The organism is Flavobacterium sp. AC274, assembly GCF_979258275.1.
On the sequence record NZ_OZ409852.1, the window covers coordinates 3,304,788 to 3,331,508 of the forward strand.

14 protein-coding genes and 1 pseudogene are annotated in these 26,721 nt (G+C 34.1%); 14 read left to right on the forward strand and 1 reads right to left on the reverse strand.

The genetic code is table 11. The features are described from left to right. The first annotated feature begins 12 nt into the window (after positions 1–12). The 11 genes from ACZZZT_RS14710 (at position 13) to ACZZZT_RS14760 (ending at position 21,967) form a co-directional block, all read left to right on the forward strand. Positions 13–4,125 carry a CusA/CzcA family heavy metal efflux RND transporter gene (locus ACZZZT_RS14710; protein WP_463460946.1) on the forward strand — a complete coding sequence of 1,371 codons (4,113 nt, stop codon included), beginning with the start codon at positions 13–15 and terminating at the stop codon, positions 4,123–4,125. Then, positions 4,122–4,331, forward strand: coding sequence for a hypothetical protein (locus ACZZZT_RS14715; RefSeq protein ID WP_463460947.1), 210 nt, complete (start codon positions 4,122–4,124; stop codon positions 4,329–4,331). The genes ACZZZT_RS14710 and ACZZZT_RS14715 overlap by 4 nt, the downstream gene beginning before the upstream one ends. Before the next feature lie 10 nt (positions 4,332–4,341). Next, positions 4,342–5,547 (forward strand): efflux RND transporter periplasmic adaptor subunit, encoded by a 1,206-nt coding sequence (locus tag ACZZZT_RS14720; RefSeq protein WP_463460948.1) that lies wholly within the window; start codon positions 4,342–4,344, stop codon positions 5,545–5,547. Between the two features lie 86 nt (positions 5,548–5,633). After that, entirely contained in the window at positions 5,634–7,658 is a 2,025-nt protein-coding gene (locus tag ACZZZT_RS14725) for a heavy metal translocating P-type ATPase (RefSeq protein WP_463460949.1), read from the forward strand. Positions 7,659–8,166: 508 nt separating this feature from the next. After that, positions 8,167–9,354: an RCC1 domain-containing protein gene (locus ACZZZT_RS14730; RefSeq protein WP_463460950.1), complete on the forward strand. Its 1,188-nt coding sequence runs from the start codon at positions 8,167–8,169 to the stop codon at positions 9,352–9,354. Then, complete coding sequence (locus ACZZZT_RS14735; protein ID WP_463460951.1) at positions 9,351–12,677, forward strand: Ig-like domain-containing protein; 3,327 nt, start codon at positions 9,351–9,353, stop codon at positions 12,675–12,677. Before ACZZZT_RS14730 ends, ACZZZT_RS14735 begins: the two co-directional genes overlap by 4 nt. Positions 12,678–13,301: 624 nt before the next feature. Further along, positions 13,302–14,465 carry a hypothetical protein gene (locus tag ACZZZT_RS14740; protein WP_463460952.1) on the forward strand — a complete coding sequence of 388 codons (1,164 nt, stop codon included), beginning with the start codon at positions 13,302–13,304 and terminating at the stop codon, positions 14,463–14,465. 260 nt (positions 14,466–14,725) lie between these two features. After that, positions 14,726–16,510 carry a hypothetical protein gene (locus ACZZZT_RS14745; protein ID WP_463460953.1) on the forward strand — a complete coding sequence of 595 codons (1,785 nt, stop codon included), beginning with the start codon at positions 14,726–14,728 and terminating at the stop codon, positions 16,508–16,510. Positions 16,511–16,595: 85 nt separating this feature from the next. Continuing rightward, on the forward strand, positions 16,596–17,063 hold the full coding sequence (locus ACZZZT_RS14750) for a hypothetical protein (RefSeq protein WP_463460954.1): 468 nt from the start codon (positions 16,596–16,598) through the stop codon (positions 17,061–17,063). Continuing rightward, positions 17,018–21,523: a DUF6443 domain-containing protein gene (locus ACZZZT_RS14755; RefSeq protein WP_463460955.1), complete on the forward strand. Its 4,506-nt coding sequence runs from the start codon at positions 17,018–17,020 to the stop codon at positions 21,521–21,523. Before ACZZZT_RS14750 ends, ACZZZT_RS14755 begins: the two co-directional genes overlap by 46 nt. Positions 21,524–21,682: 159 nt before the next feature. Then, positions 21,683–21,967 carry a hypothetical protein gene (locus ACZZZT_RS14760; RefSeq protein WP_463460956.1) on the forward strand — a complete coding sequence of 95 codons (285 nt, stop codon included), beginning with the start codon at positions 21,683–21,685 and terminating at the stop codon, positions 21,965–21,967. Between the two features lie 510 nt (positions 21,968–22,477). Here the strand turns inward: ACZZZT_RS14760 and mnmE are convergent. After that, a pseudogene (gene mnmE, locus ACZZZT_RS14765) lies at positions 22,478–23,877 on the reverse strand (tRNA uridine-5-carboxymethylaminomethyl(34) synthesis GTPase MnmE). 162 nt (positions 23,878–24,039) lie between these two features. On the opposite strand from mnmE, the gene ACZZZT_RS14770 reads away from it, so the two are divergent. The 3 genes from ACZZZT_RS14770 to ACZZZT_RS14780 all read left to right on the forward strand — a co-directional run bounded on the left by ACZZZT_RS14770 (position 24,040) and on the right by ACZZZT_RS14780 (position 26,712). Further along, positions 24,040–24,828 (forward strand): universal stress protein, encoded by a 789-nt coding sequence (locus ACZZZT_RS14770; protein WP_463460957.1) that lies wholly within the window; start codon positions 24,040–24,042, stop codon positions 24,826–24,828. Between the two features lie 112 nt (positions 24,829–24,940). Further along, a complete protein-coding gene (locus ACZZZT_RS14775; protein WP_463460958.1) occupies positions 24,941–25,252 on the forward strand; it encodes a hypothetical protein in 312 nt (103 codons plus the stop codon). Between the two features lie 59 nt (positions 25,253–25,311). Beyond that, the gene (locus tag ACZZZT_RS14780) at positions 25,312–26,712 is read left to right on the forward strand and encodes a MutS-related protein (RefSeq protein ID WP_463460959.1); all 1,401 of its coding nucleotides are present in this window, start codon (positions 25,312–25,314) and stop codon (positions 26,710–26,712) included. Positions 26,713–26,721: the final 9 nt, after the last annotated feature.

Here is a 26,721-nt window from a genome sequence, read left to right on the forward strand (position 1 = left end):
TTATATATTCAAATGTTAGATAAAATTATACAGTTTAGTATAAGGAATAAATTCATTATACTATTGTTTACCTTGGTATTAATTGCCTGGGGAAGCTATTCGCTTAAAAAATTACCACTAGATGCATTGCCTGATGTTACCAATAATCAGGTTCAGATTATTACTACAGCGCCAACTTTGGCCAGTCAGGAAGTAGAGCAATTAATTACTTATCCGCTTGAGCAATCTGTCAAAACCGTTGCTAAAGTCATTGAACTTCGTAGTATTTCTCGTTTCGGGTTATCGGTAGTGACCGTGGTTTTTGAAGATAATGTTGACATTTACTGGGCCAGAGAGCAAATATTTCAGCGTTTAAAACAAGCAGAAGAGAATATCCCTGCGTATGCCGGAACTCCTGAACTCGCGCCTATTACAACTGGTTTAGGAGAAATTTATCAATATGATGTGTATGCCAAAAAAGGATATGAAGATAAGTATGATGCGATACAATTAAGAACCATACAGGATTGGATTATTATTCCGCAATTGCAGGGAATAGCAGGCGTAGCAGATGTTAGTACCTGGGGAGGTAAATTAAAACAATATGAAATAGCTGTCAATCCAAATACTTTAAATAGTTTAGGCGTAACCATCACTGAAATTTTTGATGCTTTAGAGAAAAACAATCAAAATACGGGGGGCGCTTATATCGAAAAAGACCAGTATGCCTACTTTATTCGCGGAGTCGGCATGGCTACAGGTGTAAAAGATTTAGGAAACGTAGTAGTCAAAAATCGTAATGGTTCTCCGGTTCTGGTTCGTGATGTTGCAGAAGTTCGGGAAGGCATTTCACTTCGATATGGTGCTTCTACTAAAGATGGTATGGGAGAAATTGTTTGTGGACTGGCTTTGATGCTTAAAGGAGAAAATTCAAGTGCAGTTGTTGCGCGTATTAAAGAAAAAATGATCCAAATAAATAAAAGCCTTCCAGAAGGAGTTGTAGCAGAAGCCTTCATAGACAGAGGGAAATTAGTTGATAGCGCTATTGGAACAATAAGTAAAAATTTATTGGAGGGAGCATTGATCGTTATTTTTGTACTTATTTTATTTTTAGGAAATCTTCGTGCAGGTTTAATTGTAGCATCTGTAATTCCACTGGCGATGCTTTTTGCCGTTATTTTAATGAATGCCTTTGGCGTAAGTGGAAACTTAATGAGTTTGGGAGCGATTGATTTTGGAATCATCGTCGATGGCGCGGTTATCATAGTTGAAGCTACGATGCATCATTTGCAGAAACTCAAAAGAAAAGATAATTTATCACAAGAAGAAATGGATACTGAAGTATATAATTCAGCGTCTAAGATTAGAAATAGTGCTGCATTTGGAGAAATCATTATTCTTATCGTGTACTTGCCTATTTTGGCTCTTATTGGTACAGAGGGAAAAATGTTTAAACCTATGGCCATGACAGTTGGTTTTGCTGTTATTGGTGCTTTTATTCTTTCGTTAACGTATGTACCCATGATGAGTGCTATGTTTTTATCTAAAAATACAGAACACAAAGAAAACTTTAGTGACCGAATGATGGCGTGGCTGGAGAATATTTACGCACCATTTTTAGAGAAGGCTTTGGCCTTTAAAAAAACAGTATTAGGTATTGCTCTTGGTTTATTTATTTTGGGAGTCATTGTTTTTCAAAATATGGGAGGAGAATTTATTCCAACTATCGAAGAAGGAGATTTGGCACTAAATGTTACTATTATGACCGGAAGTTCTCTAACCCAAATGATAAAGACTACTACGGAATATGAAAAAATTTTAAAAGATAAATTTCCTGAGATTAAAACCGTTGTAGCTAAAATTGGAAGCGGTGAAATACCAACAGACCCAATGCCAATAGAAAGTGCAGATTTGATTATTGTTCTTAAAGATAAAAAGCAATGGTCAGGAAAATACAAAAATTGGGAAGATTTAGCGAATGCGATGAAAAAAGAAATGGAAATTATTCCCGGAGTAAACATTGAGATTTCACAACCTATTCAAATGCGTTTTAATGAATTGATGACCGGAAGCAGAAGTGATATTGCAATTAAGATTTTTGGAGATGACTTAGAAATTCTGGATGCAAAAGCAGCCGAACTCATTTCGAAAGTAAAAAACATTGAAGGAATAGGAGATTTAAAAGCAGATAAAGTTACTGGTTTGCCACAAATTACGATCAAATATGATTATAATAAAATCGCTTTGTATGGTTTGAATATATCCGATATTAATCGCATTATTCGTTCGTCATTTGCAGGAGAGATTGCAGGTAAGATATACGATGAAAGCAAGCGGTTTGATGTTGTAGTACGAATGAATGCCGATAACAGAAGCGATATTGCCGATGTGAGCAATTTATTTATACCATTGCCGAATGGGCAGCAGGTACCACTTTCGCAAGTGGCTTCCATTAATTATGAGCAAGGTCCTGTACAGGTTTCGCGTGAAGATGGTAAGCGAAGAATAACAGTCGGACTGAATGTTCGTGGTCGTGATATTAAAAGTGTAGTAGAGGAAATTCAGCAAAAACTAGATAAAAGTTTTGAACTTCCCGCAGGCTATTATGTTACTTATGGAGGACAGTTTGAGAATTTAATTGAAGCCACAAAACGGTTATCAATTGCATTGCCAATTGCTTTGGGATTAATTTTAATATTATTATTTTTTACTTTTAATAGTTTCAAACAAGCCGGATTAATTTTTACAGCTATTCCGTTATCAGCTATTGGAGGAATTTTTGCACTTTGGTTGCGAGGTATGCCATTTAGTATTTCGGCTGGAATTGGTTTTATTGCTTTATTCGGAATAGCGGTATTAAACGGAATTGTCCTGATTTCGTATTTCAATCAGCTTAAAGCAGAAGGAATAACAGATCCGCTACAACGAGTGTTCCTTGGAACCAAAACCAGACTAAGACCAGTATTAATGACAGCTGCCGTTGCATCTCTGGGTTTCTTGCCAATGGCATTATCAACCAGTGGAGGGGCAGAAGTACAAAAGCCATTGGCAACAGTAGTTATTGGCGGATTATTTTCGGCAACCCTGCTGACCTTAATTGTTTTGCCAATTCTGTATCTGCTATTGGAGAACAATACTAAAAAAAGAAAAATGATATCGCAACCTCTTACCATCGCATTGTTATTGCTTTTTACGAGTATTTCATTTGCCCAAACGACACAACCGGTAAGTTTACAAAAAGCAATTGAAATAGGGAAATCTAACAATATAGATTTAAAAATTGCCGATAAGGAAATTGAGAAACAAACCGCTCTTAAAAAGACAGCTTTCCAGGCAGATCCGCTTAATGTTCAATATCAGGGAGGCCAATTCAACAGTGTTGATTTTGATCATAATATTTCGATTCAGCAATACTTTCCGATAGGAAAAATTACCAAAGCCAATCGACAATTACAAGAAGAACTGGTCAAGCTGGCTGAAAAGCGAAAAGCATTATCTGAATATGAAATAGAAAAAGCAATCACGCTGTCTTATTATCAATATCTATACGGTATTTCAATCCAAAAGCTGAATTCTGAACTGAATGATATTTATACCAAATTCCTCAAAAACGCAGAGCTTCGTTTCAAAACCGGAGAAAGTGGCAATATCGAGGTTATTAGTGCCAAGGCCAAGGTAAAAGAGATCGAAACGCAAAAAGAGCAGCTTAGTTACGATATGGCCATTTACCAAAAGCAATTTCAGTTTTTTGTTCAAACTAATGAAAATATAGTACCGGATACCAATACCACATTACTCTATTCTGATGTAAATGAGAAAGGAAAATCAAAAGCAGAGGGTCTGGTTACAGATTATTATAATCAGCAAATTTCGGTATATCAAAAAGAAGCCAATACGTTTAAAGCTATGCGTACGCCAAAATTAGGATTGGGATATTTTGCCCAAACCATCAATACAGAATCTTTGTTTCAGGGCTTTACGGCAGGGCTTCAAATTCCGTTATTTGGAGGAGTTAATACAGCCAAGGCACAGGCAGCTTCTATAAGTATTTCGCAGTCAGAGCTTGCATTAGATAAAAACAAACTGGCTTTGAATTTTCAAATGCAGGAATTACAGAACAATTTTGAAAAGCAAAAAAAGCATTGACCTATTATCAAAATGAAGGAACACAATATGCGGATCAGATTATAAAGTCGGCAGAAAAAAGTTATGCTAATGGTGATATGAGCTATTGGTCGTACATCAGTTTTTTGAATCAGGCCATTGACATTAAAAAACAGTATGCAGAAGCAGCACATTCCTTTAACCAAAGTGCTATCGAATTACAGTTTCCATCCCTTACAAATAAATAAATTCCGCAAAATGAAAAAATATAATATTTCAACAATAACAGCTAAAATCAATTTATTGATACTGGTTTTAAGTCTCTTTTTAATCACTTCCTGTCAGGATAAAAAAACCGAAGAAACACATGAAGAAGAAAAATCTGAAACGGAAGTAGCATTAACGGCTGATCAATTTAAAACCGTTGGAATCGAAACTGGTTTGGTTGAAGAGAGAAACCTGAACAAAATCATAAAAGCAAACGGTTATACAACGGTACCGCCACAAAATTCTGCAGAAGTAGCAACCTTAATTGGCGGAACGGTTAAAGATATTTTTGTTTTAGAAGGCACTTATGTCAACAAGGGAAAAGTTCTGGCAACCATTCAAAATCTGGAAGTAATCGAGATGCAGGAAGATTATCATTCTGCAACAGCAAATATTGAATATTTACAATTAGAATATAATCGCCAGAAAACACTGAGTGATGAGAATGTAAATCCACGGAAAATTTTTCAGGAAGTAAAATCAAAACTGGCAGCAGAGAGAGCAAGAGCACAGGCAGCAAAAAATAAACTCGAAACTTTGCATGTAAGCACCAAAGGCAATAGCTCACTTGTTCCTATCGTAGCACCTATTAGTGGTTATGTAGGCAAAATAAACATTGCAAAAGGAGCATTTGCAGAAACTGGACTGATTTTATTTGAAGTAGTAGATAACAGTCAGATGCACTTAGACTTAAATGTTTATGAAAAAGATCTGGGTTCTATTTCTGTTGGGCAGGTGATTGATTTTGTGTTAACGAATCAATCGAATAAATCTATTAAAGGAAAAATCTTCGGAATTAATAAATCTTTTTCGAATGAAAGTAAAACGGTAGCAGTACATGCAAAAATAGATCCTGCCAATGCAAAAGATTTAATTCCGGGAATGTATGTCTCGGCAAACATCAATATCACAAATGCAACTGTTCCCGCATTACCAAAAGATGCTATTGTTAGAAATGGTGATAAATATTTTGTTTATATTCAGGAACAAAATCACCTCAAGAAGAAAAGTGCGAACAAAGAAAAAGAACAGGATGAAATTCATTTTAAAGCTATTGAAGTTATTCCCGGAACAACAGATCTTGGTTTTACAGAGGTAAAATTTGTAGATGAAATACCTTCTGGTGCACGAATAGTTTTCAAGGGCGCTTTTTATTTATTATCAGCAATAAAAGGCGGTGGTGAACACGAGCATTAAACAAAATATATATATAAATAGATTTTAAAATACTTAACTTAGGCATTAAATGATTTTGATAAAAAATCCTAAAAAAGAGTTCAAAAATGGCACATGAACATATATATAACGAAGATGGGAAACAACTTTGTTGCGAATTAGAACAAAAAAACAATAAAAAATCGAATAAGAATACCGGATGCTGTGCTGCACATGAAGATCACAGCCATTTAGATGATGATGGGCACAATCATGAACATAATGCTGATGATAGCTTATTTAAGATGTTTTTGCCTGCTATTATATCCTTCATTTTGTTGATAATTGCCATTGTATTTGATAATTATTTTCCACAAAACTGGTTTAAAGGCTATTTGCGATTAGGCTGGTATATCATAGCTTATTTGCCTGTTGGAATTCCTGTTTTAAAAGAAGCATTTGAAAGTATAACAAAAGGCGAATTTTTCTCTGAATTTCTTTTGATGTGTATTGCTACACTTGGAGCATTTGCCATTGGTGAATATCCGGAAGGAGTCGCAGTAATGCTATTTTATACTATTGGCGAAGTTTTTCAGACTTTGGCAGTAAGCAGGGCAAAATCAAATATAAAAAGTTTGTTGGACCAACGTCCTGACGAAGTTAGTATTTTAGTGAATAATCTTGTACAAACCGTAAAAGCAGCAGATGTAAGTATTGGAACTATTATACAGCTTAAATCCGGGGAGAAACTAGGATTAGACGGAGAATTAATATCAGAGAAAGCATCGTTTAATACCGCCGCTCTAACAGGTGAAAGCAAGCCAGATACTAAAGTAAAAGGTGAAACCGTTTTGGCGGGTATGATAAACGGAACAACCATTGCTCAGGTAAAAGTAACTACTGCCTATAATGACAGTAAGCTTTCCAAAATATTAGAAATGGTTCAAAATGCAACAGCTCAAAAAGCACCAACGGAGCTATTCATCAGAAAATTTGCCAAAATCTATACACCAATAGTAGTTTTTCTAGCCATTGCCATTTGTTTATTGCCTTATTTTTTTGTGGCTAACTATGATTTTAATGATTGGTTATACCGGGCATTGGTCTTTCTGGTAATATCTTGCCCTTGTGCTTTAGTAATTAGTATTCCGCTTGGTTATTTTGGAGGAATTGGTGCAGCGAGTAAAAACGGGATATTGTTTAAGGGTAGTAACTTTTTGGACAGTATTGCCAATATCCAAAATGTAGTAATGGACAAAACAGGAACCATGACTGAAGGAGTTTTTATGGTTCAGGAAGTTATTATTTCAAATGAATTTGAAAGAGAAGAAATACTTAAAATGGTTAATGCTTTAGAAAGCCAAAGTACCCATCCAGTCGCTACTGCCATTCATAATCACGTAGGCGCAATTGATCCTTCCATTGAACTTAAAAATGTAGAAGAAATAGCAGGGCATGGATTAAAAGCTGAAATCAACGGAAAAGAACTTCATGTGGGCAATTTTAAATTGATGGACAAATTTAGCATTCCGTATGATATTGATCCAGATTCTATTGTTTACACCTTGATTGCCATTGCCTATGATAAAAAGTTTGCAGGATATTTAACTATTGCTGACTTGATTAAAGAGGATGCACAGCTAACTATCGATAAACTAAAATCGATGGGGGTTAAAACCACAATGCTAAGTGGGGATAAAAACACTGTAGTGCAGTTTGTTGCCAATAAACTAGGTATAAGTAATGCTTTTGGGGACTTATTGCCTGAAGATAAAGTAAATAAGGTTAATGAAATAAAAGCTAAAAATGAAACAGTAGCTTTTGTTGGTGATGGTGTTAATGATGCGCCGGTTGTGGCATTAAGTACAGTAGGAATTGCAATGGGCGGCTTAGGAAGTGATGCAACAATTGAAACAGCCGATGTTGTAATTCAGGATGATAAACCCAGTAAAATACCAATGGCAATCAATATAGGAAAGCAAACGCGCAAGATAGTCTGGCAAAACATTACGCTGGCTTTTGTTGTTAAAGGAATTGTTTTGATTCTGGGTGCGGGAGGCTTGGCTACGATGTGGGAAGCTGTATTTGCAGATGTTGGAGTGGCTTTATTGGCAATTTTAAATGCTGTGAGAATTCAGAAAATGAAATTTTAAATATATAAAGTTATAAAAAGCGCCATTGATTTGGCGCTTTTATTGTTTAATTGTTTTTCAGCCAAAGATTTACATCACTGGCTGAAACCATTAAATAACCTGTTTTTCATCAAAATTAAGTTCAACTTTCAGGCGTTCAATAAAATCTAAAATGATAACTGAATATCATTTTAACTGGCTGAATGTTGGGATAAGTAATTTGAAATATTGATGTTTTGCCAGCTGGCAATTATGTAATTATATAATTACTAATTGTAAGTACACTAATAGTAAAGTGTCGTAATTTTACTACTTAATTATTGTATGAACAGCATCCCCGTATCACAAATTGAATAAAAAAGTACTTGCAATTAAAATAAAAGTAAAGAAAATCAAGTTAAGAGTTTTATGAATTGAATAACCAACGATTATCTAATTTCCCCAGATAAAATAATCCGAAAATTATGCCAATACGATATTTTCCCTTAGATAATAGATCAACAGATAATAGATCAAACTTAAAAAAAATATGCTTCATTTTTGTTTTTTTATATTCAGTCAAATTGCGAGTAGTCAATGTGCTACACCAATTGTAGGATGTTCAAACACTAATTTATCCAATTTTGGAAGTGAGTCAAATAATGATGCTGCAACAATAGAATATGATAATTTCGTCTCGGGTTTTCATAGCACAGTTGTAAGAACTTCTGATGGTTCTTTCCAGATCTGGGGAGAAAAAATTGCAAATGACGGAACTACAGATGTATTAGCACCTCTAACGATAAATACATTAAACTTTCCGGCATTAACAGGTATCCCTCTCAAGGCTGCTTTGGGAAGTAATTCTACGGGTAATATTCAGGCTATTATTTTAGCAACAGATGGATTATATGCATGGTCAAAAGAAGGAATCGTTCTTAGCGCTGCAATTACCTCAAGCACAGCTTTTCAAAAACTCACTATAAATGGCAACTCAAATGGTCTGCCTACTGGTGTAAATCCCCAAGATGTTAAAATGATGTTTGCGACATACAAGACATTGGCCATAACAACTTGTAGTGGAGATGTGTGGGTACTTTCACAAACATCAACTGTAAGAGGTAATGGAGGAAGGGGAAATGCTGTTACGTGGTACAAAGTAACAACTTCGGATACCGGAAATCCATTTTTGACGGGTGTCGTTGCCTGTAGAGGAAATAACGATGGACTTATGGCATTGAAGTCAGACGGTACTATATATGTTTGGGGGAATAATGTCTTATTGGGAAATAACTCGCCTGTTATTCCAAGTCAAGCCAGGGCGATACAGATGACACTGCCTTTGAATGCAACTCCAAAAATGATTGGTTCGACTGGAAACGGGACAGCAAGATCGTACTATATTTTAGCAACAAACGGTAACTTATATAGTATGGGTGAAAATTCTAATAAGGAGCTGGGAGATTGGACGGTTACTGACAGATTATCGTGGGTACAACCCAGATATTCTTCTCCGACAGGTCCTGTGATGAATGATATTAAATGGTTTAGCCCGCAGGAACATGACGGTCAATATGGCGCCATAAATGTGATTAACAACAGTAAAAGTATTTACGCATTTGGTAATAATGGCTTGTTACTTGGAACTACAGGTTCCACTTCAAACCCTGTTATTCCTAATGGTTTAAATGGACAAGATCATATTCTGGCAGTAGAAACCGGGGGCACACCTCAATGATCGTTAAAGATTGTGAAGTTAAATTTGGATACGTCGGCCATAGATACCATGGAAGTATGGGCGATGGCAGTAATATAGATACAAATGAAATAAATTATACTTTTGCCACAGCTCCAGTACAAATTTGTGGTGTAGAGTCACTTCCTATTATTCAACCTGTTACTGCTGGAGCAGGACCTGGTATGAAATATTGCGTTAATGATCCTGTTTTATTAGATCCAACTCCTGCAGGAGGTAGATTAAGTATTCGTAGCGGTCCTGGAAACCTCACCGGAAATACGCTAAATTTTACCGCATCAGGTACTGTTGTGGTTCAATATTTAGTAACTACTTCTTGTGGAGGTACATCATTAGTCTTAAAAAGTTTTGAGACTGCAATTTGTCCGTTGGATTTGGAGATTACAAAAACAGTGGATAATCTTAATCCAAGTATCGGAAGTACTAGTATTTTTACAATAAATGCAAAAAATAATGGACCCTATAAGGCTACTGGAGTAATTGTAAATGATGTACTTCCATCGGGTTATGACTTTGTTAGTGCAAGCCCTTCTATCGGAACATGGTCATCACCAAACTGGAATATTGGTAACCTTGTCAACGGAGCAACTGCAACAATGTCAATTGTTGCAACAGTTAAAGCTTCAGGAATATATGCTAATAAAGCTACCATTACCGGGAATAATCCGGATACTAATATACCAAATAATACATCAACTGCCACACCAGTAGTGCAGAGTAATCTTTCGATATCGAAAACCATTAGCAATAACACGGTAAATATTGGAGATAACATTACATTTACCATCACTGCTTCCAATGCCGGACCAAGCGCTGCAACGGGAGTTTCGGTAATAGATGTTCTTCCTTCTGGTTACACTTTTGTCAGCGTAACGGCGTCAACAGGAACCTGGTCATCACCAAACTGGGATATTGGTAGTCTTGCTAACGGAGCTACTGCAACGCTGAATATCGTTGCAAGAGTAAATGCTACAGGTAATTATAACAATACAGCTACTATAACAGGAATTGAGCATGATCCAAACCTTGGAAATAATTCGAGCTCTGTCAATCCAAATATCAATCATGTGCCAGTTGCGGTTGATGATATTTACAGAGTTGCGGAAGATGTGACATTGACATTAACTCCCTTAAATCTTGATTCAGATCCTGATGGGAACACATTGAATGTTACGTCCATCAATGGAACCACTTTAACCGGCACGGCACAGTTAATTTCCGTAGCGAATGGAACAGTAAACATATCGGCTACAGGTGTGATTACTTTCACACCAGATCAAAACTTTAATTCCGCTACAACCATAAGTATTCCTTATGCAATAAGCGATGGAAATGGAGGAACCGCTACAGCAAACATGTATATTACCGTTACGGCTGTCAACGATAATCCCGTTGCAGTAGACGATATTTATACAATTACTGAAGATGGAACGGTAACATTGAACCCATTAAATCTTGATTCAGATCTTGAAGGCGACACGTTGGGTATAACGTCTATTAATGGAACGACATTAACAAGTGCAGCACAGGTTATTGCTGTATCGAACGGCACTATAAACATATCGGCTGCAGGCGTGATAACTTTTACACCAGATAAAAACTTTAATTCGACTACAGCCATAAACATTCCTTATGTCATAAGCGATGGTAATGGAGGAACTGCTACAGCAAACCAGCTTATTACGGTTACGGCTGTCAATGATAATCCGGTTGCAATAGACGATATTTATACAGTTGCAGAAGACGAAACGGCAACATTGAACCCATTAAATCTTGATTCAGATCTTGATGGTGATACATTGACTATCACTTCAATTAATGGAACAAGTTTAACAGGTTTTGATCAAGTGATAATTGTACCAAATGCGAAAGTAAAGATAATAGGAGGTGTGATTACTTTTACGCCGGATGCTAACTATAATTCGGCTACGCCCATCAGTTTTCCTTATATAATAAGCGATGGGAATGGTGGAACCGCGACAGCAAACCAACTCATTAGAGTTAGGGCTGTCAATGATAATCCGGTTGCAGCTGATCATGTAAATACAGCAATATTATCTACATCCGGCGCAACACCTATCGATAAATTAACGGCAACAGATGTTGATGGAACTATCGTTAGTTATACCATCTTAAGTTTACCAGTTCACGGTGTTTTGGCTTTATCAGGTGTTCCGGTAACAAAAAATCAGGTACTGACAACAGCGCAGGCAGCAATGCTCACTTATGATCCTAGTGGAACATTTGTTGGTAATGATACATTTATATTTACTGCAAGAGATAACCAGGGAGGCATAGACGCAAGTCCGGCAACGATAACTCTAGTAATTTCAGCAGCACTATTGGAGGCAGCAGGAGATCCTACATGGAATGCGGACGGTATTAATGGTTCATTAGAAATAGGGAATGTTTTGGATAATGACAAAATAAACGGTATTCCTGTTACTGCTTCGCAAGTGATAATAAAAGCTATAGATTCTCCTGTTGGAATTACTATTAACACTGATGGTACAATTGATGTAGCGCCAGGTACACAGGCAGGAAATTATACCTTCAACTATCAAATATGTGAAGTGGCTAATTTATCTAATTGCAGTACAGCAACAGTGCGTGTTTTTGTAGAAATTCCTGCTATTGCAATAGTTAAGAAAGCGGTTTTTAACGATGATAATGGAAATGGATATACAGAAGTGGGTGAAACTTTAACTTATAGCTTCGAAATAGCAAATAAAGGAAACTCTGATCTTGAAAACATAACAGTTACTGATCCTTTACCTGGAATTGCGATATTTGGTGGTCCGATCGATTTAGCTATTGGGCAAATGGATAATTCTTCCATTACAGGAACCTATGTTTTAACTCAGGCAGATCTGAATGCCGGGACTATAAGCAATCAGGCAATGGCATCAGGAAATAGTAAAAGCAGAATAATTGTTACTGACAAGTCAGATTTTAGCGATTTTAATGGTGAAAGACCAACTGTTTTAGAATTTGGTGATTGTCTGATCAAAATCTTTAACGCTGTTTCTGCAAATGGAGATCAAAATAACTCAAGATTCTATATTCAGGGTTTAGAATGTTATCCGGATAATACAGTGCAGATTTACAACCGTTTAGGAATTTTGGTATTCGAGAGAAATCATTATAATAACAACGACATCGCTTTTAGAGGCATATCAGAAGGAGCTTTTTCTAGTAAATACTCAAACGAATTAGAAGAAGGTACCTATTATTATATATTAAGATATAAGGACAAGCGATCTACTACACATGAAAAGGCTGGATATTTATATCTGAATAGGTAAATTATCTAAAACAAACGGGTTAATGTATTGTTTATTAGTATTCTAACCCGTTTGTTTGTTTTGTGTTATTTTGTCCTGCTATTTCCTAATACAGAAATTAAATTCTCAGTATTTACTGGGATTGTCAGGTCCAGAGGTACAAGAAAAGTAGTTATCTAAATAAAATAATAAAAAATAATTACAAGCAAATCCTATAAATTTTCAATGAATATATTTGTTCAATTTGTTGAAATATTTTCTAAGAACGCATTAATCCAGTAGTTGGAATAATTTACAAAAAATATTACTTGTTAGAGCTATAAAGTTTTTTAAACAATTGTAAAAAATACACATCCAAATTATTGTATGATAAATTTTAATTATTATTTTTATAAAAATTTTAACACGAAAAAGTATTTGTATTTTATGAAATACAATCAATTTAAACTAATCAATAATATTGGACTATTAGTGTTTTGTGATTATTTCCGTACTATATATTATTTTGACATCACATCCTCATTTTTAAGTTCATTTCTTAAACAAGAAGATTATTTTCTTTTTCTAAAATTACACTTTCATTAATTAAAAATTATTGCATTTTTAATAATAACCAAAAATATAAACTATCTCAATCACCAAACTATGACCAAAATTCTACTATTTTTTATTACCTTATTATCAATCAAAAGTTTATCTCAAAGTCAATTTACAAATCCACAAAATTCGGCACTTGAAAAAATAAATTCTCCTCAAGTGCATCTTTTAAAACAATTCGCTGATTATCCAGTTGAATTATCAAACGGTTTAGTTGATGTTTCATTACCTCTTTATGAAATAAATTTTGGAGACATTAAAATCCCTTTAAATCTAAAATTTCATGCTTCGGGTCTCAAAGCAAATGTTACTGAAAATGGTGTATTAGGTCTTAAATGGGTAATGAATATAGGCGGATTTATTAGTCGAGAAGTTAGAGGATATCCTGACGAAAGGAATGATCATAAACAAGGTATAGTCTCAGAAGGTTATGTTCCAGATTGGATCACTTTATACGGAGGTACCAATGACGAGGATTATCTCAATAATAATTATATTTTTCAAACTCAGGATCTGAGTCAAGTTGGTAGACCTGGTGTTTATGGTAAATATGAAGATACTGAATACGACATATTCACCTTCTCTTTGCCAAATGGGAAAAGTGGAAAATTTATATTAAACGACATAAATGGTAATAAAACTGCCGCATTTATGCCGTATCAGCCTTATAAAGTTAGAACTACTTCAGAATATCTTTATCGTAGCCGTTTATATATAACCTCTTTAGAGCTAACTGATGATTTAGGATATATATATCAATTTGGGAAGAGTGATTTAAATAATCAAAATTATGAACTTGATCAGGAATACTATTCTGTCACTTGCTGGGTGTTAAATTCAATTATGGCTCCTAACAAAAAGGATATTATCAAATTTGAATATACAAAAACATCTTTAAACGGAAATAGTCCATTGCCACCACTTATTATACATGACCAATTAACTACAGCAATGAATTATTTTTCAAATGATATGAACCTGTGTAGTAATTCTGTTTTGTATGACCTTATTGGTTGGGATTTACATAGAAATTATTTTGTAAAAAATTACAATATGCCTCCGTATAGTAATCAGGAAGCCTGTATTTTAACAAAACTAACATACAATGATTTAACTATTAATTTTAATTATGGACAAAATGTTCCTGACATCAATGGATTTCTGCTAAATAATATTGAAATTAAAAATAATATTGAAATTTTAAAAAAATAAAATTTGACATAATCAATCCTGGCGGTGAAAAGCCCAGTTATTTAAATTCTTTTGAAATTAAAGACAAAAATGACCAAATAATTGAAAAATATAAATTTGATTATTACAATCTGAATAAGCTTCCCCATGCAGAAAAATTAGCCAATAGTGGTGATTATTGGGGGTACTATAATTCTCAGATTGAAAATTTAATTTCAAAAGACACAGTAAATGTCGCATTTTCTAATCCTGTAGGCGGTTGCGTGGCAGGACCGGCAAACATGAGTTTTTCAAATGAGATAGGAATTAATAATAACCGTTTTAGTAATCCTGAGGATATGAAAATTGGAATGATAAAAACAATTACCTATCCAACAGGTGGAAAAAGCGAATTTGAATATGAAGGTAATAAAATTATGGCTTTATATAATGATGGTACCAACCCAATAAAAGATTGTGGAGGATTAAGAATTCAGAGAGTAATTGAAAAAGATAAAGATGGTACAGAAATAAAGAAAAAGGAATATACTTATGGTTCAAATGAAGATGGAATAGGACAAATACCTAGTTATCTTTATCCGGATCGATATTTTAAAAATGAATTCGAGGAAACAGCTACAGATTGGAAAGTTATAGACAATTTTATCATTTTCGGTGGCGCTCACGGTACTCCGTCATTCAGAAATCAATCGGCTAATGTAACCTATAAAACTAGGAGTTATAGTGGTTATTTTCCTTCTCGATATTATACTTTTTTAAACAAATTGGTATATTATGATAAAGTGACTGAATATATAGGTGATGTAGCAAACAATATAGGTAAAATTGAAAACTACTACTACAACAATATTCCCAAGATTTACGATTATAACTTTGATACTCGCCATTACACCTACAAAAGAAACAAATTTGCCATCGATCCATCTAATTTCTGGTCAGGAAATAATATAATTCAAAAAATTGAGTATAAAAGAGGTAACAATAACACGTATTTGAAAGTTAGAAAAACAAACTACGACTATGAAGAGTATATCGTAGATGAAATCTATGATACATCAATTTTTAAGTATAAAACTTTTTATGGACTTGAAGCAAACCAAGATCAAGACCGATCAAAATCTAGTTCTAATGCAATTGCCAAAGAGGAACTAGAACGCGTGCAATACGATGCAGGATCATTTTTTGGCTATAAGACACAAAAATATGCTATCGGTGTAGAAAATTTGAAAACTACGACCGAAGAATTATTTTTTGATGATGGAACAAGTATTGTTCAGACTATAACTAACAAATACGATATAAACAAGCCCTCATTTATAAAAGAGTCTTCGTTATTGAATTCTAAAGGCGAAAATCTTGTTCAGAAATTTCTGTATCCTTTTAACATCAATACAGGGATTTACAACCAGATGAATAATGCAAATGTCATTTCTCCTTTAGTTGAAAAAACAACTTTAAAAAATGAAAAAATAATTAACAGCACTGTGCTTACCTATAAAAAAAGCGATGCTAATTTTGTTCCTGACCAAAATTATATAACCGAATTAAGCACGCCGCTACCTCTGTTGCAGTTTTCTGTTTTTAACGGATTAAATAAAGATTCACATTATAGCCCAAATCCCGAAATCACTTATGATCTTTACGATGAAAAAGGGAATCCGACGCAAGTTACTCCTAGAGGAAAAACATCTGTATGCTATATCTGGGGATATGATAAAAAATACCCTATTGCCAAAATTGAAAATGCAAGCTTTTTAAGTGGCCAGGCAAACAGTATAACCCCTGCCCAGCAGACTCTTATTAATGATGCTGTTTCTGCTTCATTTGGAGAAACGAATTCTACCACGGAAAATAATCTTGTCAATAAATTAAGACTTTTGAGAGCGGGTTTCCCCAATGCTATGGTGACAACGTTTACTTATGATTCTTTAATAGGAATTACAAGCATGACTGATCCTAAAGAATTCACGACTTATTATGAGTATGATACCTATGGACGCTTGAAGCAGGTTAAGGATAAAGATAAAAAAATTCTTTCTGCCAATAAATACCACTTCACCAACTAAAAATAACCTCACAAATCAGGCACAGTACTATTGACACATGATGTCAGGAGCTGCGGCATGTTATTGTAAAATTTAAACTTTTAAAATGACACATAATAAGATAAAAAACACGTTGGTTTTTGTAGTTTTGGTGATGATTATTTTCTTTAACTCATCAAAAATTCAGGCACAGGTAACGGGCCAGTTGTATTTAGAAGGTCCCACGACTGTTCATTATGGGGATGTTGTTACCTATTATCTAAAAGATGCTATGGACAATTATACTCCTTCAATATCTCAATATTATAATTACAACTGGATGATAGTGGATGATGGTTCTGTTTTAACATATGTAAATGAAAGTTATCAACCGGATGCCGAAGTATATTGGGATGGAACACCAAATCAGGAAAAAGTATATGTTTTGTATCAAAGGCGGGATGAATCATATCAGTATTATGCAGAACTAAATGTTACTGTACTTCCAACCCCAGCAACTCCAGATACTCCAATTGTATTAAGTTCGGGATGCAATCAGGTTGTCCTGCAAAGAAACGACCCCCGGGAAATATAAGAACTAGCGGGCAGGATATTACCTGGTATTGGCAGACTACCCCATCAGGAACCAGTACGGCCAATTCCTCATCCACTATAACTGTAACATCGGGTACTGAATATTACCTGAGAGCCAGACGTGCAAATGGTATTTGGAGTGATGAATCGAGCAGTGTACAATATTTTGTTGGTGTTCCTGCCCCAACAATTTACAATGTAACACAACCTACTGTAACAACCCCAACCGGAAGCGTCACTTTGATAGGTCTTCCAGACTCTGGCACATGGGTTATCAATCCCGGAAATATTTCAGGAACAGGTGGATCAACAACCATAACGGGATTAAATCCTTCTACTACTTACAATTTTACAGTTACAAATGTTTCCGGATGTACGTCAAATGCTTCGGCAAATGTGGTCATTAATGCACAATCATCTATCTTAGATGCTCCTGTGTTGACTGATATCATACAGCCGGATTGTAATAACAGTAAAGGAAAATTCACAATTGTCAATTATAATTCTTCCTATAGTTATACTGTGATTCCATCAATGGATGTAAGTATATTAGGATCAGAGGTTTTAGCACCACAAGGCAGCTACACCATAAAAGCGACATCTGAATTTAATATTTCATCTCCTTTAACGTCTTTCACTATTAATTCACAGCCAGTTACACCTACTGCGCCAATTGTAGGTACAATAACACATCCTACTTTAAGTACTGCTACAGGAAGTGTTATTTTGACAGGTTTACCAAATGGCTGGAGAATAAATCCTGGTAATTTTATTGGTTCCGGTCCTGTTGCCAATATAACAGGACTGAAAGCTGGTATCGTGCATAATTTTACGGTAACGAATTACTCGGGATGCATCTCTCCAGCCTCTGCAGATGTTTTTATTAATTTGCAGCCTTTTAATTGTGATGGTATTAGCAATGAAGAGAGCTATGTTCATACTATTGTTCCTTTAATAGAAAGCACGGATATTAATGTGCTTGCTAACAATCAAAAACAGGAATCCATAACTTATTATGACGGCATAGGAAGGCCAAGACAGAAAATAGAGATACGAGCCGGGGGAATCAATAATGTTGACCTTATAACACATATAGGTTATGATGATTATGGAAGACAGGACAAGGAATATCTGCCTTATACTGATGGAAATAGCTGTGGTGCATTTAGAACAGCAGATATTGATTTAGCAACCAAAACTTATTATGCGAGTCATTTTCCGGCAGATATCAATCCGGCAGCATCGAATCCTTATTCTCAAAAAGATTTTGAGCCCTCACCGCTTAACCGCGTTCTGAAACAGGCAGCTCCAGGTAAAGACTGGATGATAGGTCAGGGGCATGAGATAAAAATGGATTATAAGACAAACGCTCCTGAGGAAGTACAACTGTTCGCAGTAGATTTTGTTATCGAAAATAATGTATATGTGCCCAAATTAAAAAAATCAGGGTCGTACGCTCAGACTATGCTCTCTAAAAACATTGTTTTTGATGAAAACTCTACGGCAAATCCTGTAACAAATTCTACAGAAGCGGAAGGGGCAACAGTAGAATTTAAAAACAAAGAAGGCCAAGTTGTTTTAAAAAGAACTTATGGAATTGTAGGAACAGAAACAACCAACAAAAAACATGATACGTATTATGTTTATGATGATTTTGGAAATCTGAGTTTTGTGATTCCTCCTAAGGCTGCTGATCTTCTTGATTCGGTAAATATAGACGATCATATAGAATCTTCTGCAGTTGTTGAGCCTGGCAGCCCTGCTTTAAATTTAGAAGCATCTAATTATATTAGATTAACTGACGGATTTCATGCCAAATCAGGCAGTACTTTTTCTGCGGTTATAGACAATGGCAGTCAAAGCACTTTAGATAATTTATGTTATCAATATCGATATGACGAAAGAAACAGATTGATTGAAAAGAAACTGCCTGGAAAAGATTGGGAATATATTATTTATAACAAACAAGACAAACCTATTTTGACTCAGGATGCTAACTTACGAACTGAAAACAAATGGCTCTTTACTAAATATGACGTTTTTGACAGAGTAGTATATACAGGTGAATATAAAAATACAGTAAAAACGACCCGTGCCTTAATACAGTCTTTTGCTGATGAAAATAATACACTTTTCGAGCAAAAACAAACTGCCAATACTATAAACAGTACAATTGTTTACTATAGTAATAATGCTTTCCCTAATATTAATGATGCTAATATTAATTTATTTACCATACATTATTACGACGATTATAACTTTGATGTTATGCCGACAGATATTTCTTCTCTGGGTGCTATTACAAATGTAAAAGGACTTTCGACAGGAAGTAGAATCCGCATTCTAAGTACTAATAACTGGATCACGGGCTGGAGTTATTATGATAACAAGAGCAGGCCTTTTTACAATTACAGCAAAAATGATTACTTAAATTCGACAAGCATCGTAAAGAGTGAATTTGACTTTCAGGGGAAAGTAAAACAAACAACATCAACAAATATTAAAAATAGTGTTACAACTACTATTGTTGATAAATATGAATATGATCAGGCAGGCAGACTGACCAGGCAGACTCAGTCTATAAATAGTGCGGTTGACCCAGAAGTTATTACGATTAACACCTATGATGAATTAGGCCAGTTAGTAAGCAAAGGAATTGGAAACAAAGCTTCGCAAAGCCGATTACAAACAGTAGATTACAAATACAATATTAGGGGTTGGCTTAAAAATATTAATGATATAAATGCTATGGGAAGTGATTTGTTCGCTTTTCAAATTAAATATAATGATATTGCCGATCCTAATAAAAAACTGTTTAACGGAAACATAAGCCAAACTTTCTGGAAAACAGCAAATGATGATTCCAGCATTAAAAACTATACCTATACATATGATAAGCTGAACAGGCTGAGAAATGCAGCTGATAATTTAAATAAGTTTAACGAAAGTCTTAGTTATGATAAAAATGGAAATATCATGCATCTGAACAGAAATGGAGAAATAGTTGGAGGAGGTACAGTTCCTAATATTAATATTCCTTCACATTTCGGCGAAATGGATAATCTTACTTATAGCTATGACAATGGCAATAAACTCCAAATTGTATCTGATTTAGGGAATAAAACATATGGATTTAAAGATGATTTTATAGGCTCAGGAGATGACCCATCGATAGATTATACCTATGATGCCAATGGAAATATGAAAACTGATACCAATAAAGGAATTACCTCCATAAGTTACAATCATTTGAATCTGCCTGATGAAATGACAATAAACGGCCAGAACATAAAATATTATTATGATGCGACAGGAACAAAACAGCAAAAGATTGTAAATGGCATAATAACTGATTATACAGGTAGTTTTATCTATGAAAATAGCCAACTGAAATTTTTCTCTCAACCTGAGGGGTACATCTCTTATAATTCAGGAGCTTTTGATTATATTTACCAATACAAAGACCATTTAGGTAACGTTCGTTTAAGTTATGATAAAGATCTTGTAATTCAGGAAGAAAACAACTATTACCCATTTGGATTAAAGCAAAAAGGATATAATTATGTTAATAATATAACTAAAGGAAATAGTACGGCGCAGAAGTATAAGTACAACGGCAAGGAACTGCAAGACGAACTGGGGCTGAACTCCTACGACTACGGAGCTAGAAATTATGATCCTGCACTCGGTCGATGGATGAATATTGATCCCTTAGCTGAAAAATCTCGTAAATTTAGTCCTTACACATATGCCCTTGATAATCCAGTGTATTTTATTGACCCAGATGGAATGATGGCTTATCCGCCTGTAGGATTTGATGCAAAAACGGGAACTGTACATTCAGATAAAGATGGAAGTTGGGTGTATGATTCTAAGACAACAACATGGTTTGGGATGTTTGGAGCTAAAAATATAGGTAATACTATAGAACTAGATAATGTAAATGTTGGAGGAAATAAAGATAATTATGTACCATCTGGTGAGTACGGACCTGCAATGCAACCATGGAGTGATGATAATCTATTTATGAATGGATTAAGTAATACATTTTTTGGAGTTGTTGGAACAGTTGGTGCAGTTACCGCAATACCTGAAACTGGTGGAGCCTCTGGACTTGCACTACCCTTTACAATTGGTGAAGTGTCAATTGGAATTAGTCAAATGGCTGATTCATTTAGTGAGAAGCCAAGTGATGTTCTTCATCAGTATAGTACTATTCCAGGACTTATAGCAGGACAAACAGGTAGCGAGTACGCTCCTTTTGTTGAGGGAATGGCAAGCTGGATACCTGGAACTATGGGAAAAGGAGGAAATGTAATGGGCACAGTTGATGCTTTGAAACAATTAAGTAGAGGAGAAAAAGCGGTAGAGAATGGAGCAAATACTGTTGATGCTTTTTTAGATGCAAATGCATTAATCCAAGGAGGAGTATCGGGATATGAAACAATAACAAAAGAATAAAAATGATTTTCAAATTAAGTCTTTCATCAATATCATTAAAACTTTTATTAATCGGTATAGTATTTAATTCCTTTTTTTCTTAGTTACCACAGGGTTTAATCTTATAGTTTATTTTATATCTTTTATTCTTATTGTGGGATTAGAAATTTTTATTTTTTTATGAAGCCTTTTTTATATAAAATTGTGATAATTGAAAATTCTATTTATTTTTACTATAGAAAGTTGTTAGTAAATAGCTATTGTAAAGAAATTAACCAAAAAGAGCTTAGTTTCTCATATAAACTCGAAATAGGTGCGCGAGGTATTGAATCTTATGAATTGAGATTTTATAAAAATGAGAAGAAAATAGTTGGAATAGGAAGAGGTTTTGATGGTTGGACACAAGAAACTTTAGATAATATTATTGAAGAATTCGAAAACTTAAATATTAATAAAATAGAATAAATGAAAACAAAAAATAAAATAATAATTCTAATTATAGCTTCTGTAATTGGAATATTCTATTCAATATACTTGTTATATAGCAAAAAGGGATATCTCACTACCAATGATTATATAGCTTTAAGTGTTACCTCTATATTTGTAATAGTATTGGAATATTATTTTATTAAAAAATGGAAAAAAGAAGAGAAAGATTAAGATTCAAAAAAATGGTTTCTGTCGCATATGGGAATAACTTTTATCTTTAGAATTTTAAACCCATCAAAAAATGAATACTAGTCATTGTTATCCAAAATACCCTTGTCTCGTCCTGAAAAAAGTTTACATATTTATACTTAATCCTAAAATAGATTTACAGTCATATTTTAGTCCTGCTATTGGTTTACAATAGTAGGGCTTTTTACATAATAATTCTTCCATAATTTTTCTGTTTTTATATTGTATTGATGTACCTGGTTTGGTGTAAGGTTACCTGTCTCGTCTTGAAAAAAATCACAAAATTATTCTGTCCTGTTATTTTCCGATGCAAAAATTAGCAAAAATATTCCCCAGCAATTCATCATTAGAAACCTGGCCTGTAATAAGCCCAAATTGGTATAAAGCTTCACGAATATCAAGAGCAATTAAGTCACTTGAAAGATTTGTTTCCAGACCGAATTTCACTTTTGTAATTTCATCCAGAGCTTTAAGTAAAGAATCGTAATGTCTTGTATTTGTTACGATAGTTTCATTATTTCGCAACGCTCCCGTATTTACAAAAGAAAGTAATTCATTCTTTAATTCGTCAACACCAATTTTTTCTTTAGCTGAAATCTTTAAAAGTTTCAAGTTTAAAGTTTCAAGTTTTTCATTGATAGTTTCAATTTCTTTTTCACTTAATAAATCCACCTTATTTACCACAACTAATATTGGTTTTAGAGGGTATTTATTTTTAACTTTTTCAATTTCTACAATATAGTCAGAACCTGAAACCTGAAACTTGAAACCATCAAACAAAAATATAACAACCTGCGCCTGATCAATTTTTTCGAAAGTTTTTTGATCCCGATGCTTTCTACAACATCTTTAGTTTCGCGAATTCCGGCTGTATCAATAAATCTAAAACCAATTCCGCCAATAACCAATTCATCTTCAATAGTGTCTCGGGTTGTTCCGGCAATATCAGAAACAATAGCGCGTTCTTCGTTTAATAAAGCGTTTAATAAAGTAGATTTCCCAACATTCGGTTCACCAACAATTGCAACCGGAATTCCATTTTTAATAACATTCCCAACAGCAAATGAATCGATTAAACGTTTTAAAACAAATTCAATTCTGTTTAATAATTCATAAAACTGGGTTCTGTCTGCAAATTCTACATCCTCTTCGGCAAAGTCTAATTCTAACTCAATTAAAGACGCAAAATTTAAAAGTTCTTCACGCAATTTGGCAATTTCATTACTAAAACCACCACGCATTTGCTGCATCGCAATTTGATGTGAAGCTTCATTATCAGATGAAATCAAATCGGCAACAGCCTCGGCTTGTGATAAATCCAGCTTTCCGTTCAGGAAAGCTCTCAATGTAAATTCTCCTGCATCGGCCATTCTACAGCCTTTTCTCAATAATAATTGAATAATTTGCTGCTGAATATAAGTTGATCCGTGACAGGATATTTCGATAGTATCTTCTCCGGTATAAGAATTGGGTCCTTTAAAAACAGAAACCAAAACTTCGTCCAGCGTTTTTACATCATCAACAATATGACCCAAATGCAGGGTATGTGTTTTTTGTTTGGTTAAATCTTTATTTTTAATCGATTTAAAAACCGAATTTCCAATAGTGATTGCTTCAGAACCTGAAATTCGGATTATAGCAATAGCCCCGGCTCCGGATGGTGTTGCCAATGCAACTATAGAATCTTGATTTATCATGGTGCAAAGGTATAAAAAAAGGCACAAATTTCCGAAACCGGAACTCATTCGCAAAAGCACTATTTACCCCATATCTTAATGTTAAAATACTGATAATTATCAGGGTGTTTTGTTTTTAGAATGATTAAATTTGAGAGAAGAACTTTATAAAACTGAAACAGAATGAAAAAGATATTATTTCCAACCGATTTTTCTGACGCAGCAACAAATGCGTTTGTACATGCATTAGAATTTGCAAAAATTGTGAATGCCGAGCTTATTTTGTTACATACTTTTGAGATTCCGGTATACGATAGCCAATTTTTCCCTGAAAATTATGCCACAGTTTACAGCTCCATAGAGTTGGCAAAATTTGAAATGTTCAAAGGTGAAATCCCAAAATTAAAAACTATTGCGGCCGAACGAAATTTGAGCGATATAGTGATAAAACACCGCCTGATGGATGGTGATTTATTATACAATTTGAAAAATGCCGTTGAAGAAGATCAAATTGATTTTGTAATTATGGGAACAACAGGTGCTTCTGACTGGACAAAATTCTTTCTCGGATCAAACACAAATTCTGTAATTTCCGGAGTTGATGTTCCTGTTTTATGCATTCCTGTTGATGCTAAATTCAAGAAAATTAAAACAATTGGATTTACAACCCGTTACCGTGAAAAAGATAAAAAAGAACTGAAAAAAGTATTGAAAATTGCCAAAAAAACAAATGCCAAAGTAAAAAGTTTATACGTTAAAACCTCAAATTCAGATGTTTCTGATGTTACCATTAAAGAATGGGAAAAAGAATTTGCCGGCGAAAACATTGAATTTCTAGTTTTACCGAGTGATGAAGTCAAAGAAACTATTCTTGATTTTATACTTTATAAAGACATAGATATATTGACGACCATAACGCATAAAAGATCTTTTTTTGAAAGTATTTTCGAATCCAGTTTTTCAAAAAAATAACCAAAGAGGTTTCAGTACCCGTTTTAATTATGCATGAAGATTAAATTCGGTCCATTTTTAATATTGATTTTATGATCTAAAACCTATATTTGTATTTCATCAAATCAATAAAATGAATTCATATCAAGACAAAGTTGCGCATTATTCGGAACTTCTTAATAAAATCAATAAAAGATACAATAGTTTAAGTTTACTAAGGCTTTTAAGCATTTTTGCTTGTTTGTTTCTGTTGTTTTATTACATCAAAACAAATGTAATCCTGTACGTTGCTTTTGCTTTTCTATCTTTTGTTGGTTTTATCTTTTTGATGAGAATTCATTCGCGTTTGTCTTTTCAAAAACAGCTTACAACGGCACTTTTAAAAATTAATAAAAATGAAATTTCTTTCTTAAAAGAGAAAAAATTCCTTTTGAAAACGGAATAGAATTCAATGATTTTCATCATCCTTATGCATACGATTTAGATATTTTTGGAGAACATTCCTTGTTTCAGAATCTAAACAGAACAGCGACTTTTATCGGTAAAAAAACATTGGCGAATAACTTGTTACAACAGTTTTCTAATGATACTATTTTAGAAAATCAGGAAGCCGTTAATGAGCTTAAAACAAAAATAGACTGGAGGCAGGAGTTTTTAGCTTTGGCAATGGTGAGCAATGATTCTAAAAACTCTTATGATTCTATAATTCATTGGAATTCATTTAAAAATAATACCTTATCTAAAATTTTACTTGCACTTTCAATTATTCTTCCAACTTTGTTTTTCGGAACGTTAATTGCCTATTTTATCACTTCAAAAACAATTTTATTATCGTATCTGACTTATATTTTTATAGCCAATATGATTGTTTTAGGAAGATCATTAAAACGAATTCAATCAGAAATTGCCAAAGCAGACAATGTTGATAAAATCATCAAACAATACAGTTTATTGGTGGAGAAAATTGAAACGGAAAAATTTCAGTCTAAAAAAATAATTGACTTGCAGCAAAAGCTTATTTTTAAAAATGCAACTGCAAGCAAACATCTAAAAGATTTATCAGAACTGTTTTCGAGAATGGATACAATTAGCAACTTTGTTACCGCTATTTTGTTCAACGGAACTTTTTTGTTTAATCTCCACGTTTTAAAAGCACTTTTAAAATGGAAAGAAAACTATTCTGATGAACTGGAAAAATGGATTGCTATTATTGGTGAATTTGAAGCTTTAAATAGCTTGGCGAATTTGGCATATAATAATTCTGATTTTGTTTTTCCGGAAATTAATTCTGAATACAAAATTGAATTTTCAGATTTGAGCCATCCTTTATTAAATCCTGCGACCAGAGTAGGGAATGACACTCATTTTTATCCGCAATCTTTCATGATTCTGACTGGTTCAAACATGTCCGGAAAAAGTACTTTCTTAAGAAGTTTAGGTATTAATATGGTTTTAGGCGGAATAGGTTCTGTTGTCTGTGCTTCAAAGGCTAACATTCATCCACTTCCAGTTTTAGTTTCAATGCGACTATCAGATTCTTTGGCGGATAGCGAATCGTATTTTTTTGCCGAAATAAAGCGTTTGAAACAAATTATGGATGCGCTTGAAGATAAACCGGCTTTTGTTTTATTAGATGAAATTTTAAGAGGAACAAATTCTGATGATAAACGTAACGGAACTATTGAAGTCGTAAAAAAGATTATTGTAAAAAAAGCAATAGGGGCGATCGCCACACATGATATCGAAGTTTGCTTAACAGCCAATGAATATCCTGCTACTTTAACGAACCAATGTTTTGAAGTCGAAATTCAAAATAATGAACTCCATTTTGATTATAAATTGCGTCCGGGTATTTGCAAAAACAAAAGCGCTACTTTTTTAATGCAGAAAATGGGAGTGATATAAGTTTAGATT

Coding starts and splice junctions, on each gene's coding strand:
- ACZZZT_RS14710 (WP_463460946.1), top strand. CDS start 13: ATGTTAGATAAAATTATACAGTTTAGTATAAGGAATAAATTCATTATA.
- ACZZZT_RS14720 (WP_463460948.1), top strand. CDS start 4,342: ATGAAAAAATATAATATTTCAACAATAACAGCTAAAATCAATTTATTG.
- ACZZZT_RS14725 (WP_463460949.1), top strand. CDS start 5,634: ATGGCACATGAACATATATATAACGAAGATGGGAAACAACTTTGTTGC.
- ACZZZT_RS14730 (WP_463460950.1), top strand. CDS start 8,167: ATGCTTCATTTTTGTTTTTTTATATTCAGTCAAATTGCGAGTAGTCAA.
- ACZZZT_RS14735 (WP_463460951.1), top strand. CDS start 9,351: ATGATCGTTAAAGATTGTGAAGTTAAATTTGGATACGTCGGCCATAGA.
- ACZZZT_RS14740 (WP_463460952.1), top strand. CDS start 13,302: ATGACCAAAATTCTACTATTTTTTATTACCTTATTATCAATCAAAAGT.
- ACZZZT_RS14745 (WP_463460953.1), top strand. CDS start 14,726: ATGAGTTTTTCAAATGAGATAGGAATTAATAATAACCGTTTTAGTAAT.
- ACZZZT_RS14750 (WP_463460954.1), top strand. CDS start 16,596: ATGACACATAATAAGATAAAAAACACGTTGGTTTTTGTAGTTTTGGTG.
- ACZZZT_RS14755 (WP_463460955.1), top strand. CDS start 17,018: ATGCAATCAGGTTGTCCTGCAAAGAAACGACCCCCGGGAAATATAAGA.
- ACZZZT_RS14760 (WP_463460956.1), top strand. CDS start 21,683: ATGAAGCCTTTTTTATATAAAATTGTGATAATTGAAAATTCTATTTAT.
- ACZZZT_RS14770 (WP_463460957.1), top strand. CDS start 24,040: ATGAAAAAGATATTATTTCCAACCGATTTTTCTGACGCAGCAACAAAT.
- ACZZZT_RS14775 (WP_463460958.1), top strand. CDS start 24,941: ATGAATTCATATCAAGACAAAGTTGCGCATTATTCGGAACTTCTTAAT.